This is a genomic window from Methylobacterium sp. CM6246 (assembly GCF_054818005.1).
On record NZ_JBTXKY010000001.1, the window covers coordinates 6,096,446 to 6,112,617 of the forward strand.

Annotated in this window: 16 protein-coding genes; 15 read left to right on the forward strand and 1 reads right to left on the reverse strand. The window is 66.2% G+C overall.

The genetic code is table 11. The features are described from left to right. Positions 1 to 2 precede the first annotated feature (2 nt). From ACYQPG_RS29440 to ACYQPG_RS29510, 15 genes are all read left to right on the forward strand, one after another. Positions 3 to 419 carry a hypothetical protein gene (locus ACYQPG_RS29440; RefSeq protein ID WP_461232372.1) on the forward strand — a complete coding sequence of 139 codons (417 nt, stop codon included), beginning with the start codon at positions 3 to 5 and terminating at the stop codon, positions 417 to 419. Between the two features lie 98 nt (positions 420 to 517). Further along, positions 518 to 1,000, forward strand: coding sequence for a phage tail protein (locus tag ACYQPG_RS29445; RefSeq protein WP_461232373.1), 483 nt, complete (start codon positions 518 to 520; stop codon positions 998 to 1,000). Between the two features lie 41 nt (positions 1,001 to 1,041). After that, positions 1,042 to 1,530 (forward strand): hypothetical protein, encoded by a 489-nt coding sequence (locus ACYQPG_RS29450; RefSeq protein WP_461232374.1) that lies wholly within the window; start codon positions 1,042 to 1,044, stop codon positions 1,528 to 1,530. Between the two features lie 8 nt (positions 1,531 to 1,538). After that, positions 1,539 to 1,907: a phage tail assembly chaperone gene (locus ACYQPG_RS29455; RefSeq protein ID WP_461232525.1), complete on the forward strand. Its 369-nt coding sequence runs from the start codon at positions 1,539 to 1,541 to the stop codon at positions 1,905 to 1,907. Positions 1,908 to 2,058: 151 nt separating this feature from the next. Further along, positions 2,059 to 7,659: a hypothetical protein gene (locus ACYQPG_RS29460; protein WP_461232376.1), complete on the forward strand. Its 5,601-nt coding sequence runs from the start codon at positions 2,059 to 2,061 to the stop codon at positions 7,657 to 7,659. Further along, a complete protein-coding gene (locus ACYQPG_RS29465; protein ID WP_461232377.1) occupies positions 7,659 to 9,239 on the forward strand; it encodes a hypothetical protein in 1,581 nt (526 codons plus the stop codon). The genes ACYQPG_RS29460 and ACYQPG_RS29465 overlap by 1 nt, the downstream gene beginning before the upstream one ends. A 3-nt stretch (positions 9,240 to 9,242) precedes the next feature. Next, a complete protein-coding gene (locus ACYQPG_RS29470) occupies positions 9,243 to 10,127 on the forward strand; it encodes a hypothetical protein (protein ID WP_461232378.1) in 885 nt (294 codons plus the stop codon). Continuing rightward, a complete protein-coding gene (locus ACYQPG_RS29475; RefSeq protein ID WP_461232379.1) occupies positions 10,127 to 11,794 on the forward strand; it encodes a hypothetical protein in 1,668 nt (555 codons plus the stop codon). Before ACYQPG_RS29470 ends, ACYQPG_RS29475 begins: the two co-directional genes overlap by 1 nt. 18 nt (positions 11,795 to 11,812) lie before the next feature. Then, positions 11,813 to 12,481 carry a hypothetical protein gene (locus ACYQPG_RS29480; RefSeq protein ID WP_461232380.1) on the forward strand — a complete coding sequence of 223 codons (669 nt, stop codon included), beginning with the start codon at positions 11,813 to 11,815 and terminating at the stop codon, positions 12,479 to 12,481. Positions 12,482 to 12,752: 271 nt separating this feature from the next. Then, positions 12,753 to 13,634 (forward strand): glycoside hydrolase family 108 protein, encoded by an 882-nt coding sequence (locus ACYQPG_RS29485; protein ID WP_461232381.1) that lies wholly within the window; start codon positions 12,753 to 12,755, stop codon positions 13,632 to 13,634. Continuing rightward, positions 13,634 to 13,906 (forward strand): hypothetical protein, encoded by a 273-nt coding sequence (locus tag ACYQPG_RS29490; protein ID WP_050734137.1) that lies wholly within the window; start codon positions 13,634 to 13,636, stop codon positions 13,904 to 13,906. Before ACYQPG_RS29485 ends, ACYQPG_RS29490 begins: the two co-directional genes overlap by 1 nt. Next, positions 13,894 to 14,130, forward strand: coding sequence for a hypothetical protein (locus ACYQPG_RS29495; protein ID WP_461232382.1), 237 nt, complete (start codon positions 13,894 to 13,896; stop codon positions 14,128 to 14,130). The genes ACYQPG_RS29490 and ACYQPG_RS29495 overlap by 13 nt, the downstream gene beginning before the upstream one ends. 86 nt (positions 14,131 to 14,216) lie before the next feature. Then, on the forward strand, positions 14,217 to 14,648 hold the full coding sequence (locus ACYQPG_RS29500) for a hypothetical protein (protein WP_461232383.1): 432 nt from the start codon (positions 14,217 to 14,219) through the stop codon (positions 14,646 to 14,648). Positions 14,649 to 14,659: 11 nt separating this feature from the next. Continuing rightward, complete coding sequence (locus ACYQPG_RS29505; protein ID WP_461232526.1) at positions 14,660 to 15,034, forward strand: hypothetical protein; 375 nt, start codon at positions 14,660 to 14,662, stop codon at positions 15,032 to 15,034. Positions 15,035 to 15,261: 227 nt separating this feature from the next. After that, complete coding sequence (locus tag ACYQPG_RS29510) at positions 15,262 to 15,504, forward strand: hypothetical protein (RefSeq protein WP_461232384.1); 243 nt, start codon at positions 15,262 to 15,264, stop codon at positions 15,502 to 15,504. An 87-nt stretch (positions 15,505 to 15,591) separates the two neighbouring features. Here the strand turns inward: ACYQPG_RS29510 and ACYQPG_RS29515 are convergent, their stop codons facing one another. Continuing rightward, positions 15,592 to 16,104: a hypothetical protein gene (locus ACYQPG_RS29515; RefSeq protein WP_461232385.1), complete on the reverse strand. Its 513-nt coding sequence runs from the start codon at positions 16,102 to 16,104 to the stop codon at positions 15,592 to 15,594. Positions 16,105 to 16,172 lie beyond the last annotated feature (68 nt).

Here is a 16,172-nt window from a genome sequence, read left to right on the forward strand (position 1 = left end):
CCGTGGCCAAGCAGCATGTCGTCGCAACGGTGAAGCAGGTGCTCACCGACTGGTCCCCTGTGGCCGGTGGCAAACCGGTCATCGTCTTCCCGAACGGGCCGGAGAAGCCCCCGCCGGCGCCGGCGCCGTACTGCATGGTGCAGTTCCCTATCTCGAACGAGAGCCGCACCACGCACAGCCGGTCCTACGTCGAGGAGGGCGCGGTGCGAGTCGTGATCCTCGCGGCGCGGGGGAACGGCACGGACTGGCCGCTCGCGCGAGGCGAAGAGATCGCGAAGCTGTTTCGATCGCGGAAGGTCAACGGCGTCGAGTTCCTGACGCCGACTTCCCCGCTCATGAACGACGACAATGACGACGGCAACTATTTCCGGACGTCGGTGATCGTTCCGTACACCTATCACTTCGACGATCCCGAATAGATCGGCCGAAGGATTGTGATGGCCGCGCCGCCCAGCGCGTGTCGATCCGAACAACTCTGCGGCATGGGCAGCCGTGACAATTACAAAGGACACCTGTCATGGCGATCAAAACCGCCTCCGGCACTCGCATGTGGATCGGCCCCGCCATCGATCCCGACCACGTTACGCTGATCAGCTTGAAGGCGATCACTACCGGCTGGGTCGAGATCAAGAAGGTCGAGAGCTTCGGAGACTACGGCGACGAGAATTCCTCGGTCAGCTTCTCCGAGGTCGGCCGCGGCCGCGTCGAGAAGGCCAAGGGCCAGGCCGACGCCGGCACCATGGCCGTCACCGTCGGCGTCGTGCAGGGCGATGCCGGTCAGGCGGCGATGGTCGATGCGCAGGCGTCGAAGTCGAACTTCGCTTTCCGCATCGAGACGCCCGACGCGCCGATCGAGGGCGACCCGAACACCATCGAATACTTCGCCGGACTCGTGATGAGCAAGCGGAAGAGCGTGGGCACGACGGACAACGTCCTCAAGCGCACGTTCAACATCGGCATCAACTCCGAGATCTTCGACGAGCTCGGCAACATCGCCTGATCCAGATCACTGACCGCCGCCCCCTCCTCGGCGGCGCGTGAGTGACGGACGTGGCGGCTGTCGGGGCCGCCACGTCCACCACCCGCACCCCGGCATCCCCGACGAACAGGAATCTCGACATGGATCTTTCGACCCTCGACACCACCGCGAGCGCCGAGGCCGGCGCGAAGATGGAGGTCGTGCACCCGACCACCGGCGCCGTCCTGCTGCAAAGCGACGGCAAGCCCATCTCGGTGATGCTGGCCGGTGAGGACAGCGATCGCTATCGCAAGGCCGACCGCCGCATCTCGAACCGCCGCCTCGCGACTGCGTCCACCGGGCGCCGCGTGCGCGCCACCGCCGAGGGCATCGAGGCCGATCGCTTGGAGGTGCTCGTCGCCTGCACGATCTCCTGGGAGGGCATCGGCTTCGACGGCGGCGAGAAGGAGTGCACGCCCGAGAGCGCGCGTGAGGCCTACAAGAAACTGCCCTGGCTGCGCGAGCAGGCCGATGCCTTCATCGTGGACCGGGCAAATTTCTTGAAGGCGTAGCCGAGCAGCTGGTCCAGCACGGCGAATGGAGCGCGGCGTCCCAGGGCTACCAGGGCACGCCTCCGTTCGTCCTCGACTACGTCTGGCGCTGGTACTGCGAGTTGAGCAGTGCCCGGACCAGCAACGGCTTCGGCCTCAATCCGCTATCGTTTTGCGAGATCGAGGCCTGGGCCCGGCTCAGCGGCGTCGAGCCCACGCCCTGGGAGGTCGGCCTGCTCAAGCGGCTCGACATGGTGACGCTGGCCAACCATCGCAGCAACACCGCCGATCGTGACGGTGAGCCGGAGTTCGAGGCCGCGGCGGACGATATCGCCGGAGTCCGGGCAGTGCTGTCCGATCTCAAGGCCCGGGCGAAGGCGAAGTTCGGGAAGGGCTAGCCGCGGCGCCCACGCCGCTTCGGCGAAGGCTCTACCGACGACGCGCGTCGGTAGAGCCTTCGCCAGTCCCGATAACCCATCGCACCATTCCAGCCTCCCGTGTCCGGCGCGCCTGAGCGCGACGAGCGGGTAGCCGCACCTGGAGATCTCCATGGCTGCCGCAGAACAGCACGTCGAAGAGTGGGTCTTCCGATACACCTCGGAGGGCGACGCCAAGGCTCGCGCCAGCGCGGATCAGCTCACCGGCTCTCTCGACAAGCTCTCGGGTGCGCAGGATCGGTCGGCGGCCAGCAACGACAAGGGCATCGCTGCCTCGGACCGGGCAGCCCGGGCGAAGGCGAGCCAGGAGGCTGCGGCCGCGAAGCTCCAGCGCCAAATCGAGGCGGAGAACCGCGCGCTAGCGGCGTCTGAGGCTGCTCAGAATGCTGCTGCGGCCGCCACGGGTGGGCTCACCGCCTCGCAGCTGCGGGCGATCGACGCCTATGCGGCGGCAACCCGGGCCGGCAACGACAACGCCGCGGCGGTGGGCCGCCAGGGCGAGGTGTTCAAGGCGGCTGGCAAGACCATCGCCGAGCATCCGGTGCTCGTGCTGGCTGCGAGCGTCGCGGCAGCTCGTGCCCTGTCTGGGCTTGCGACCTCGGCAGCCGGGTCCCTCGGTGCCGCGTCCGCCTCGACGGCGGCGTTCGCTGAGGGCGCCGCGGGCATGGGACCGGCCGTCGGCGCCGGAGCCACGCTGGCTGCGCGTGGGCTGGCAGGCTTGTCGATCGGCGCCACTGCTGCTGCCGGCGGGCTTGGCCTTTACGCCGAGAAGGTCGCCGGCTTCACCACCGCCACGAGCCTGCTGTCGCGCGGTCTGAGCCTGATCCCGCCCCTGTTCCTGCCGATCGCCGCCGCCTTCGTTGCGTTCGAGGTCGGCTCGGCCGTCTTCAGCAAGGCGTACGCGGATCTCCAGCGGCTGATCGACCTCGGCGAGAAGGCGCGGAGGCTCGATGTCGGCGCGGCGTTCCTGAAGAGCTTCGAGTCGCTGGGGCCGAAGATCCAGGCGACCGGCGATCAGATGGATGCCGCGCTGTCGAAAGCGGCAAGCTTTCTGAAGATGAACTGGGGGCAGGACAACAACAACCTGTCCAAGATGTTGAACGACATCACCGCGACGGGAGCGGCCGGTGCGGGCGGTCTGAAATCCACCGCGCTCGCCGACACCGCCACGACGACAGAGGAGCGCATCAAGGCCGCTGTCGCTGGCATGAAGGAGCTCGACGAGCTCGGCCTCCACCTCGCCAGCCTGAAGGTCGGCGACGCGGTGTTCGGCGCCGACTTCATGGAGCGGCTCCGTACCGGGCAGACCACCATCGCGCAGCTCAGCGCCGACCTCGAGGCGGCCAGCCAGAAGGAGGTGCTGAACCAGGACCAGGTCGACCGTGCCGTGGCCCTGAACCGGGCCATCTCGGATACGAAGCAAGCGATCAGCGACGCCTGGGCGGTGAACGTCGATTTCAGCGCGGCCGCCACCCTGCTGAACGAGATCTGGCTGAAGATCCTTCAGACGGTGCTGTACCTCGTCCAGACGCTGAATGAGGCCATCTCCTCGGTCACCGCCTTCGGAGCCGCGGTCCTGTCCTCGATCGGCGGCGCCTTCGATGTTGCCTACAGCAAGGCGACGGCGTTGCTGTCGACGCTCGGCATCATCGCCAAGCAGCAGGCCGCCGTTGAGGTGCAGGGGCCGCCCGAAGCCGCCGGCCCCGCCCCGCAGAAGATCACCGGACGCGATCTGGGTTACGTTTCCACGGTCGTGGATGGCCGAAAGCTCGACAAGGCAGCCGCTGGCGCCAAGCAGGCGAAGCAGGCCGCCACCGAGGCGGCGTCCTCCTACGACAACCTGATTCAGAAGACGAAGGATCACATCACCGAGCTCGACCTCGAGGCGCAGTACGTCGGCAAGGATGCCGACGCGGTGATCAAGCTGAAGCTGGCCAACCAGCTGGCCCGTGCCGCCCAGAAGGACGGCACCGAGGTCACGGCCGAGATGCGCGCCGAGTGGGACCGGCTCGGCGACACCCTGGCCGCCAGCACCAAGCGCCTGGAGGAAACGAAGCGCGCCTACGAGCAGATGAAGGAGGGACAGCGCGAGCTAGCCAGCGAGTTCGGGGAGTTCGCCGACGATCTGATCCTCGGCGGCAAGAAGATGAGCGAGGCCTTCACGGGCCTGGCCAAAACGCTGAGCAGCAACGCCCTGAAGGCGGTCATCTCCGGCGAGGGGCCGTTGGCTGGTCTGCTCGGCACCGCCTCCACGGAGAAGGGCCAGATCGGCGGTCTGCTTGGTGGCGGCTTCAACTTCAGCAGCCTGCTCGGTGGCGGGTCGAACGCAGCGGGCTCACCGCTGCCCGGCGCGCAGGGCCCATCGCTGCCCAGCAGCAGCCTGTTCGGCGGCTTGTTCGACGGCGACAAGATCTCCAACGCGCTCGGGCTTGGAGCTGAGACCGGGATCGGCAAGGCGCTGGGCGACGCCCTAAAGCCCCAGAAGGCCGGCGGCGGCATCCTGTCGTCGCAGCTCGGGCAGGGCCTCGTGTCCGCCGGTGCCGGTGCCTCGATCGGTTACTCGTCGCAGTCGCCGCTCATGGGCGCCCTGGGCGGTGGCCTGGCGGGCCTCGCCAGCGGCAACCCGATCATGGCCATAGCAGGCGCCGGCGCAGGCCTGCTGGGCGGCCTGTTCGGCGAGAGCCAGGCCAAGAAGGAGGCCAAGAAGAAGCTCCAGCAGGAGTTGCAGGCCCGGAAGGAGGCCCTCGACCAGGCGCGCCCGCAGATCGAGGCGCTGGCCATCCAGTTCGAGGGCGGCTCGATCGGCAACGTCGGCAAGCAGATCGTCGATGCCGAGGCCCAGATGCGCCAGGCGGCCAAGACCGCCAGCGACGGCGGGGACCGCGCGCTCGCAGACAAGCTGGTGAAGGACTACCAGACCTATGTGGCCCGGATGACGGCGCAGTTCGCCGACGGGTTTAACGGCATCCTGGCGGAGGTCGAGGCCGGCTTCGGGACCAGCGGCCCGTTCTCGCAGGCGCTGTCCTCGGTCCAGTCCCTGGGCGAAGCGCTGAAGGGCTTCGTCGCCGATGCCGGCCGGATCTCGCCCGCCGCCACGCAGGCGGCCCGCGGCGCCGCGGTGCAGGGCGCGCTGTCGGCGCTGAACCCGACGCCGCAGCTATCCGAGACGCAGACCGAGTTCGACCGCATCCAGGGTACGGCCGCCGGCCTGAGCCAGGTGCTGAAGGATCTCGGCCTCTCCGCCGATCAGGCCGCGCAGGCGATCAACGACGGCACCAACAAAGCGCTCGCCGCGCTCGCGGAGAAGTTCGACACGGACCTCGACCGGAAGATCTACGCGGCCAAGGGCAAGGACTATCTCAACGACGCCTCCGACCTGCTGAAGGAGGTCGGCAGCCTCAACGACGATGCCGCACGGCTCGGCCAGGACGGCAGCAAGGTCGGCGATTATTTCTCGGCCGCGGCCCAGAAGATCGTCGACAACTCGCAGCTGGTCGGGGACGCCTTCAACGAGCTGATCAGCTCGTTCCCGCAGCTGGCCGGCGTGGTCCATGAATACAGCGCCGAGACCAGCAAGACCGCGATCCAGGCGCAGCAGGAGGCGGTGCAGGCCGCACAGGAGGCCGCGCAGAAGCTCTCCGAGATCCAGGACCGCAAGCGCGGCTACGAGGATCGGGCCTTCGCGGTCAACTTCTCCGACAACAGCCTGGCCACCAAGCTGACCGCGTTCGAGCGCTCGGCGGAATGGGAGCGCTGGACCGAGGGCGCCAAGGGCAACCAGGCGATCGATGACCTTGTCGCGACGCAAGACCTCGAGCGGCAGAAGCTGATCTACGACTACAACCAGGCTGTGAACGATCGGCGCCAGGCTGCTGGCACCCGGCAGCTCACGGCCCAGAGCGACGGCGGCCTCAACGCGCAGCTGGGAATCTTCGACCGCAACGCCGTGAAAGAGCGTCAGGACGAAGTGAAGGCCGGCGGCGAAGCGCTCGTGCAGCTCGAGGCGGCGCAGGCGGCCGAGCGCTGGAAGATCGTCAAGGCCTACTATGATGCGGTGAACGACCGGATCCGGACGTTCAGCGATCGCACCTTCGCCGCCACGAACGACGAGAGCACCCTCGGCGGCAAGCTGGCGGCGTTCCAGCGCACGGCTGCCCAGCAGCAGGTCGAGGAGGCCAAGGTCGGCGGCGAGGCCATGGCGGCTCTGCTCCAGGCCCAGGGCGCCGAGCAGCAGAAGATCATCAACGACTACTACAAGGCCGTCCGGGACCGGCAGACCGGATACCAGGACCGGGCGTTCGCGGCGGGCAACGACGGGACCACGCTCGCCGGCCAGCTGGCGGCTTTCGAGCGCCAGGCGGAGAAGGATCGGCTCGCCGAACTGCAGGTCGGTGGCGAGGCCATGCTGGACCTCACCCGGGCCCAGGAGGCGGAGCGGGCCAAGATCATCCGCGACTACTACGAGGCCGTGAACCAGCGGATCTTGTCGTTCCAGGATCGCACGTTCGCCGCCACGAACACGACGGACCTGGCCGGCCAGCTGGCGGCCTTCGATCGGAGCGCCGCAGCGGAGCGGCTCGCCGAGATCAAGTCGGGCGGCGAGGCCCTGACCGCGTTGATGGCCGCGCAGAACGCCGAGCGGCAGAAGCTCGTCGACGAATACAACGAGGCGATCACCGAGCGGCGCGCCGGCTACCAGGATCGCACGTTCGCGGCTGCCAACGACAATAGCCTGTCGGGGCAGCTCGCCGCGTTCGAGCGGCAGGCCCAGAAGGAGCGCGCCGATGAGATCAAGGCCGGCGGCGAGGCGATCCTCGACCTGACGGCCGCCCAGGAGGCCGAGCGCGCCAAGATCGTGAAGGACTACGGCGACGCGGTGAAGGTGCGGATCTCCAGCAATGAGGACCGGCTCTTCGCGGCGAACACCGACGCCGACACGCTCGCCGGGCAACTCGCTGCCTTCGACCGGAAGTCGGCCCGGGAGCGCATCGAGGAGGCGAAGGCGGGCGGCGAGGCGATGACGTCGCTGGAGGCTGCACAGGCGGCCGAGCGGCTGAAGGTAATCGAGGACTTCAACAAGCAGGCGAAGGCCGCCTTCGACGACTTCGCCAACACCATCAAGAAGTTCCTCGATCAGATGCTGGCCGGCAGCAGCTCGCCGCTGTCACCCGAGGATCGCTTCAAGGTCGCCCAGACCCAGTACGACGAGCAGCTGAAGCTGGCCCAGGGCGGGGACAAGACCGCACTCGGCGGCATCACGGGCTACGCCCAGTCGCTGCTGGACGCGGGCAAGGTCTACTATGCCTCGAGCCAGGCGTTTCAGGACATCTTCCAGCAGATCTACGATCAGCTCGGGAAGCTGCCGGACCAGGTCGGCCAGAAGGCCTTCGGCGACACCGGATCGACGACCGGCGGTAGTGCGCTCTCGGATAGCGTGACGTCGATGATCGCGGCTCAGTACGCCTCGTCTGTCGGTGCTGCGAACGACGTGGGCTCGGCGACGCCGCAGATGGCGGTTCCGGTCAACCAAGACGCGGCTCTGCTCGCCGAGCTGAAGGCGATCGGTGCCCGGCTCGATGCCCTGCGCGACGACGTCAAGGAGAACACCGGCGTGGACGAGGAGGGCCACCTCCAGACGATCCAGGCGCTCAAAGACGTCGGAACGACCCTGGCCAAGGGAAAGCGCGAAAGCTCGCGCCGTGAGGTGGCCTAGTGACCATCTACGCGCTCGAACTGCAGGCCCACACCGGTGCTGGCGGCGTCAAGACGTTCTATGCCGCCAGCGCCGCCTACAACACCGGTGCCGCCGATACCCCGGCGCACCAGCACTTCCATCCGTCGCTCGAGACCCCGGCCAACTTCGAGCGTCACCTCTTCGCAGAGGGCAGCACCGGCGGCGCCTCGACCATCGCGTTCGGTGAGATCGTCCTGGCGAACGCGCACGGGCGGTACGACGACTGGGCGGATTACAGCTTCAACGGCCGGCCGGTGATCGTCCGGGTGCTACGGCAGGACATCTTTGGAGCGGCGAAGGGGCTCTACAAGGACGCGCCGATCATGCTTCGGGGCACGATCGAGAGCCTCGACATCACCGATGTGTTCAAGACGATCCGGCTCCGGATCCACGACCGCCTGGCCGACCTCGACAAGCCGCTGCTCACCACCCGGTACGCCGGCAAGACCACCTCCGCCGGCGCGACGGCCGAGGGCCCGTTGACGCTGAAGGACACTGTGAAGCCCCGGCTCTACGGTCTGGTCCGGAACCTGACGCCGGTCGACGTGAACCCGTTCAACCTGATCCGTCAGATCTCGGACCGGCCGTGCTCCTCGATCCAGGTCTACGACGGCGGCCTGCCCCTGACGCTGAACGGCGACTACGCGAGCTTGGCGGCGCTGACGTCGGCGAGCGTCGCGCCCGGCCAGTATGCGACCTGCCTCGTGCTCGGGCTGATCCGCCTGGGCGGCACCCCGGCGCTCGGCATCACCGCGGACGCGATCGCGTCCGGCCCCCGGGACTGCGCCTCCCTGGTTCGGCAGATGCTGTTCGACCTCGGCATGGTCGCCGCGGATCTCGACAGCGCGTCCGTGGTCGCCCTGACGGCGCTCAACGGTGCCAGCTGCGGGCTGTGGGTGAATGACGATCGCACGGCGCTCACGGCGATCCTGCGCATGTTGCAGTCGGTGGGCGCCTGGCTGGTCCCGAACGCTCAGGGCGTGTTCGTGGTCGGCCGCCTGGACCTGCCCGCGGACAAGGCTCCTGTCGCAGCCTTCAAGGAGTGGCAGCTGCGCAGCGAGATCAAGCGCATGGCGCCGAACGATGAGAACGGCGGCATCCCGGCCTACCGCTGCACGGTCCGGTACGCACAGCTGGCGACCGCAATGACGGAGGATCAGCTCGCCGGCGCCGTGACCGGAGCGCCTCGCGCGGCCCTGCAGCTCGAGTGGCAGGAATCGGTGGCCGAGGATGCGTCGGTGAAGGTCATGCACCTTCAGGCGAAGGAGCTGACCTTCGACACGTGCCTGACCGAGCCCGCGGACGCCGCAGCCGAGGCCGCACGCCGGCTGGCGATCTACCGGGCCCGCCGGGACATCTGGCAGTTCCGGGTCAGCGTGCTCGGCCCCGGGTACATGCCCAGCCAGGGAGGCGTGGATCCGTTCGCTCCGACCCTACGGGTGGGGAGCATCGTTTCCCTGCAGATGACCCGGTTCCTGAAGACCGCAAAGCCGCTCGTCCTGATCGGTCGCGTCGACGACGCGGTGGCGGACGCCATCGAATTCAGCGCCTGGGGCTGACGGATGCCGCAACAGAACCTCGCCCTCATGTACGAGAACCGCGTCGACCTCGACGGCGTAGTGCTCGGCGGAGGCTCCTGGCAGACGGGATCACTGGGGCTGAACAACCTCCGGACCCCGTACCTGCCCGAGGTCGCTCGGACCACGAGCACAGACCCGGCCGACACCAAGTTCAACTGCACCCTGCCGAAGACCTTCAGCATCGGCGGGATTGCGCTCGGGCCGACCAACCTCCGGGCGACCGCGCAGATCCGGATCCGCGCCTACACCGACCAGGGCAAGGCCAACCTGGTCGACGACAGTGGCCTGCTGACGCTGCCGAGCAACGCGGTCGACAGCCTGACCCTGGCCTGGGAGGACGCCGGCTTCTGGGAAGGCGTGACGCAGGAGTTCGACGACATCGGCCGCGGCATCGGCAAGGGCGCGACCTTCATCTACATCCCGAAGTTCCGATTTGTCGCCGGTTACATCGAAGTTGAGATCTTCGATAAAGGTAATCCCGACGGCTACTTCGACATCGGCCGGTTCTTCGCCAGTCGCACATGGCGCCCGCCAAAGAACTACGAAGAGGGCAGCAACGCCCTCGACTTCGAGGCGGTCACGGATGAGGAGATGGGCCGCAGCGGCACCCTCTTCCACAACGCCCGCGCCATCCGGCGGATCTTCAAGTTCGCCTTCTCGTACCTGCCGGACACCGAGTTCCGGGAGATCTACCAGATCGCCGTGCGGTCCGGGATCCACAACCAGATCGTGGTCGTGCCGAATCCCGGCGACCCCAGCACCTACCTCCGTGAGGCCTTCATCGGGACGCTCGGGCAGATGCCCAGCCTCCGCCGGATGAGCACGCCCAACATCGCCACCGAGTTCGTCGCGAAGGAATCGCTCTGATGCCCCTGTCCGATGTCCAGAAGGCGGCCCTCAACCGGCTGCAGTCCTTCTACGAGGGCGATAACCCGTACAACTCGGTCACCAACCCGGGCGGGTTCCGGCAGAACGGCCACCTCTACAACTTCGTCCCGACCCTGAAGGACATTGCGACGGTCATTACCGGCGTCGCCGCGCTCGCCGTGGAGGTGGCCACCAACTCGGCGCAGTCGCCCAAGGCCGTGCGGGTCGATACCGATCAGGCCTACACGGACGCGGAGAAGGCCAAGGGGCAGGCCAACCTCGGTCTCGCCGCCGTGCTGACGTCGTTCGTGGCGAAGGCCGGCGGAACGATGACGGGCGCACTCAACATCGCGATGAACTACGCGCAGATCAACTTCACCCAGATTGGTGGCACCTACGACAAGCATGCGTGGGCTGTTCTGATCAACGGAGCTGATGGCAAGCTTTATTTCCAGAAGCTAAAGGCCGGTGCCTACTTTGCCAACCCTTTCTATTTTGGCGAAGATGGCTCCATCTATTCCGTTCAGATGGGCGACCTAAACGCCCGCATCGAGGCGCGTGCGGCTGCCTTTGCTACTCAGCGCGTGGCCAAGACTGGCGACACGATGACGGGCTCGCTCATCGTCCAGGGCGACCTCCGGTCCGAAAAGAGCTACCCCAGCATCCAGCTAAAGCTGCCTGATGGCACTACGCGCGGCTGGCAGTTCGTTGATGGTAGCAAGGCCCTTCAGTGGGTAGATTACGCCACTGGTACAGCCTACCTCGTCATTGACAATGCTGGTGCAGTCAGCACGGCACAGCTCGGCGATCTGAACGCTCGTATTGAGGCGCGCGCCAAGGCGTTCGCTGACATCGCGCAGGCGGCGGCGGCAGGCGAATCCGTCTCGCTCGCCGGCGACACGATGTCCGGCACACTGACCAATACGGCCCCGATCGTTCTCAACGGCGCGGCGTCCTGGCTCGATCTCGTCGTCGGCAATGTCTATCGCCATCGCTTTGTCATACGCTCGCCCGATGGCGCGCTGCTCTTGCGCAACGGCGACACTGGCGGAGACAACTTCGGCTTCGGCACCGACGGTGCACTCTGGACCAAGCAGTTCGGCGACCTGAATGCCCGGATCGAGGCTCGAGGCCTCGCGTATCAGAACGTGGCTATTGCGGCCTCGGTGAGTAAAACCTCCGCGGCGCGACAGGACATGTCCGGCGATCTGCTGGTCAGCAAGAGCTATCCGACGCTCGGGATGAACTACCCGAACGTGTTCTATTCTGGCTGGCAGGTCAGAGAGAACGGCTACAGCTACCTCATGAACATGAGTTCCGGCGCTGGCATCATATGGATCGGGAGCGGAGGCGACATTGTCACTGCCCAGATCGGTGATCTCAACAACCGGATCGAGAACCGCGCTTCAGCTTTCGCCGAAAATGCCCGCGTCGCGGCTTACAACGCCGTCGTGATCTCCGCCCGGTACGTCCACGTCGGCGATTACGACATCACCGGCAACTACAACGGCGGCATGGTCGAGCCGTACGGCGGGGCTGTCTGCACTGGTCGGTCCAGCATCACCTCGGGCGATGGTAACGACATCATCCTGCGCGCCATGCGGTTCCGCCAGCATCAGATCTACATCCCGAATTCCGGCGGCTGGGTTCAGGTCGGCTTCGCCTAGTATCGAAAGGATCCTGGCATGATTGCGAAGATCAAAGACCTTGGCACGTGGAGCCGGTACGTACCAGAAAGCATGCCGGGATGGGTCGGTCACGTCCCGCCCGGTTACGCCGTCTATTTCGCTCGGCGTGATAGCGATGGCCTCGACTGGTATGCATTCCGCGCGGCCGAGGGCTCATTCACCGAGGGCTGCCTCTTGGCGATGGCGTATCCGGGATCTCAGGGCGAGACCGTCCAGGCGACGGTTCGGGACCGCGGTAACGCGCCGGTGCCTACCGGCATGCGCGTGCTCGAGATCGAGGACGTCGACCCGGACAACGCCGCTCCGTGGAAGGCCTACGAGCAGCGGATCTACGACCCGGCGACCCAAACGATCGGCGACCTGCCGGAGCCGGTCGTGCTGGCAGTCCGCGATTACCAGTTCGCTGGGCAGGCCGCGGCCGAGGAGATCATCACGGACGACGCCGCGATGGCCTGGGTGGCGACCGGCAAGACGCCCGACACCCTGATCGCCGCGGTGAAGGCGAAGGTCACCGATCCGGATCGGCAGAAGCGCGTGCTGCTGTTCCTGGCCGGGACCACGTCGTTCCCGATCGGGCACGAGCTGACGCCGCTGCTGGCCGCGTCGTTCGGCAAGGACACCCCTGAGAAGCTGAAGGCCTTCTTCCGCGCCGCCAGCCAACGCTGAGCCGGCCAGACCACCATCACCCCTGACAATTGGAGCCTACCATGCCCGGGGCATTCGCCGCGGCGCAGACGGCTGCGCGCTTTCTGGCTGCTGCGGGGAGTCCTGGTCATTGCCGCATGCGAGCCGGCAGTGGCCCGTCTCCGGCCGCACCGCCCCGGGACGTTCTGCGCGCCGGTGATCGCCGAGCGCGTCGGCCTCGTCCGCATCTGCGGCATCCCGATCAGCGCTCGCCGCTGACGCCGTCTCATCCCGACAGCAAGAGGATCCCGATATGGCCGAGGCCAATCTGAAGCCATGGTTCAAGCTCGAGATGACCTTCGAGGGCGGCCGAGTCGACGACAAGGCGGACCCCGGAGGCCGGACCGCCTACGGCGTGACGCAGCGGGTCTACAACGGCTGGCGCCGGGCCCGGAAGCTGCCGATCCGCGACGTGTGGCTGGTCGAGGTCGGCGAGCTCGTCGATATCTACAAGACCGGCTACTGGGATAAGGTCTGGGGCGATCGCCTGCCCGAGGGCCTCGACATCGTCGTGGGCGACGGCGCGATCAACTCGGGCGTTTCGCAGTCCGTGAAGTGGCTACAGCGCGCTCTCGGCGTCCGGGTCGACGGCGTCATGGGCGATGCCACGCTGATGGCGGCCGAGGCCGTGAACGACGTCGATGCGCTGATCGCCAAGATCATCGCCCTGCGCAACGCCTTCCTAAAGGTGCTCCGGACCTTCAAGCGCTTCGGCAAGGGCTGGCTGCGGCGGACCCAGCAGCTGAAGGATCTCGGGCAGCACTACGCTCGCGGGTCGATTGGTCCGGCGCCGGCGGTGGCCTTCATGTCGGGCATGAGTGCCAAGGCCGTGCTGGAGAGCGCCAAGGCTCCGCCGCCGAAGCTAGACGCGCTCTGGAGCGCCGGCACGTCGTCGGGCGTCCTCGCCCAGGTCACATCGACCCTGGAGCCGCTTCAGAACATCGAGCGCATCGCGCACCTCCTGACCATCGTCACGGTGGTCGGCATCCTGCTGGGCGTCTGCGGCGGCCTCTACTCGCTGTGGGCTCGCAAGCGCTCCGCCCGGATCAACGAAGCGCTCGACCTGCGGCCGGCCCACCCGACCAACGACAACATCCCGCCCGAGGGCCTCGATGATGCGCTGGAGGCCGCGTGATGCTCCGGCTGATCGGGACACTCTCACCCATCACCCTGGCGCTGCTCGGCGCCATGGTGGCCGCCCTGCCGCTCTCGACCGGTGGGTACTTCGTCGGCAAGTTCGTGGGCTGGCACGCCGGCAATGCCGCCGGGAAGGCCGCGATCGTCGAGACCGTGAACAAGCGCAACGCTGAGGCGGCGAAGGTCGCTCGCGGCGCGCGCGACGACATCGACCGCTGCTTCAACATCGACGGCGAATGGCTCCAGGAGGCTGGCAAATGCGACAGGTGATTATGTTGGCGCTCCTCGGCGCCGCGCTCGGTGGCTGCGTCACGGATTCGACGCCGGCCACGATCCAGGGCGCGTGTGATGCGTTCGAGGCCCCGAAGCAGGCCGTGCGCGGGCTCGACAAGGAGGATCGGCGCTGGATCGCCGCCCAGGTGGAGGCCGGCGTCCGGGTCTGCGGCTGGAGCCGGCCGAAGGCGCGCGAGATCGCCAGGCAGGTGACCTCGTGAAGCTGTTCGGCACCAGGGCGCCGCACCCGCTGATACAGCCCCATCCGGCTGGTCCGTACAGCACCTATCGGCTGTTCGAGTGGTCGATGGCCATCATGATGCTCCTGATCGCCATCACCCTGATCCTGCCTGGTGACACGATGGAGCGGGCTGCGCTGAAGCCGATCGCCGACATGGGCTTCAGCGAGGAGAACATGGCCTGGTTCTTCGGGTCGGTCGGGATCCTGCGGGCGATGGCCCTCTACCTCAACGGCCACATCAACAACATCGTGGTCGGCCCGAAAGGCGCCTACATCCGCGCGGCGTGCGCCGCAGGTGGGTGCTTCGTCATGGGCCAGTTCACAGCCGCGCTAATCTTCGATGCGTTCAAGGCATCCGCCCCCAGCTTCGTCATCCCGGTGTTCGGCACGATGGCGATGTTCGAGGCGCTCTCCGTCTACATCGCGGTCCTAGACGGCGTGTCCCGCAAGAGCCGCATGGGAAGGGCTCTGGACCAGCTTGAGAGGGTGGTTGGCTGATGGAAGCGCTGATGGCCTTCGTGAAGGGGCTGCTCGAAAACCAACCACTGTTCCAGGTCTTCGTCGGCGGCAGCACGTTTCTGCTGATCGCCTGGATGGTCACCCGGGGCAAGAACGACAAGGACGTCCTGCCGGCCCCGGCTCCCGGCTCGGTGTCCGACATACCGATGATGCCGTTCTCGCAAGGCCCTCGGGAGCTTATCGACATCATCCGGGAGCAGCGGGACATGGACCGCCGGCGAACCGAGGACAGCTCGCACATCCGGGAGTGCGTGCGCATCATCCGCGAGGAGGTGAAGAAGCACACCGAGATCCTGGACCAGATCCGGGACGACCAGCGCCTCGAGCACCGGCTCAACGCCGATCGCCAGCACAGGCACACGTGACCTGCGGCGCGCTCGAGCAGGATCTCAGCGGGGTCTACTGCCTGATCGCCCTGATGGTCGGCCTCATCGTCGGCAACCGGACGGTGGCGAAGGAGCCGCCCCGAGACTGATCCCGTCCACAACCATCGCCATCCAGCACGCCGGAGCCAGCGCCGGCGTTCGCTGTTTCGTCGCCCCGGCGGGTCCATCTCGCCCACACGCTGGCCATGCCTGAAGAGGAAAACCCCATGTCGATCAAGATGCGCATGACCGTCGTGGCCGTGAACAAGCTCGGGCTCGGCGAGGAGGAGGTGCGTATGCGCCCGGCCGACAAGCCCGAGAACCAGAAGCTGAACGAGACCTGGTCCGTCGAGAACCGGCAGACCGACGCCGAGCTGAACATCATGGTCACGGTCGAGGACGAGAAGGGCCAGTTCAAGATCGGCGAGGAGTACGACATCACCTGGTCGAAGGTCGCCGCCCGGAAGTAGCGCCCACATCCACCCTAAAGGCCCCGCCGGCAGCCGCCGTGCGGGGCTTTTTCGTTTCTCTGGCTTCCTTTATTTCCCGCGCCACAATTACTGGATACTCACATTTCCAGGAATATGTAATAATCTTTGGGGTATATGAACCTCGAAACCAAAATATTTATGTAGCTCGACTATCAGCTCGAAAGTAGAATCATGTATTTTTACGAACTGCCAAGCGTAATGCAATACGGCCTGCGCTGAGTATTGAAACTTTGCGCTGCTGCCAGACCATTTGTTGAGCTTGATCGGATTTGGCCCTAGTTGGTAATCGGCATCGCCGAGCTTGACGATAAGACCATGCGCGATCTCATTCCTGCGCGAACTAAAATTACCTATCAGGCGAGCGTGCCCGTTGATCCTGGTTTGGGTTTCCGGGTATTCATTTAGGCCGCACTCAACAGCGGACTTCAGCATATTCAGGCGTGCGGCAGAGCCATCGACTGAGCAATATGCCATATAAGAAGAATGATTTTTGCCCCTAACTATAGCGTGAAATAAATACGCCTGAACACTCTCAAGATGTTCCCAGAACGATAGAGCAAGGCCGACAGCTTGAACCAACTCCAACAAGCCTGAACATTGTTCGGGTACTGTCGGTCTCGGATATACATCCCACGGGTTTTGCATTG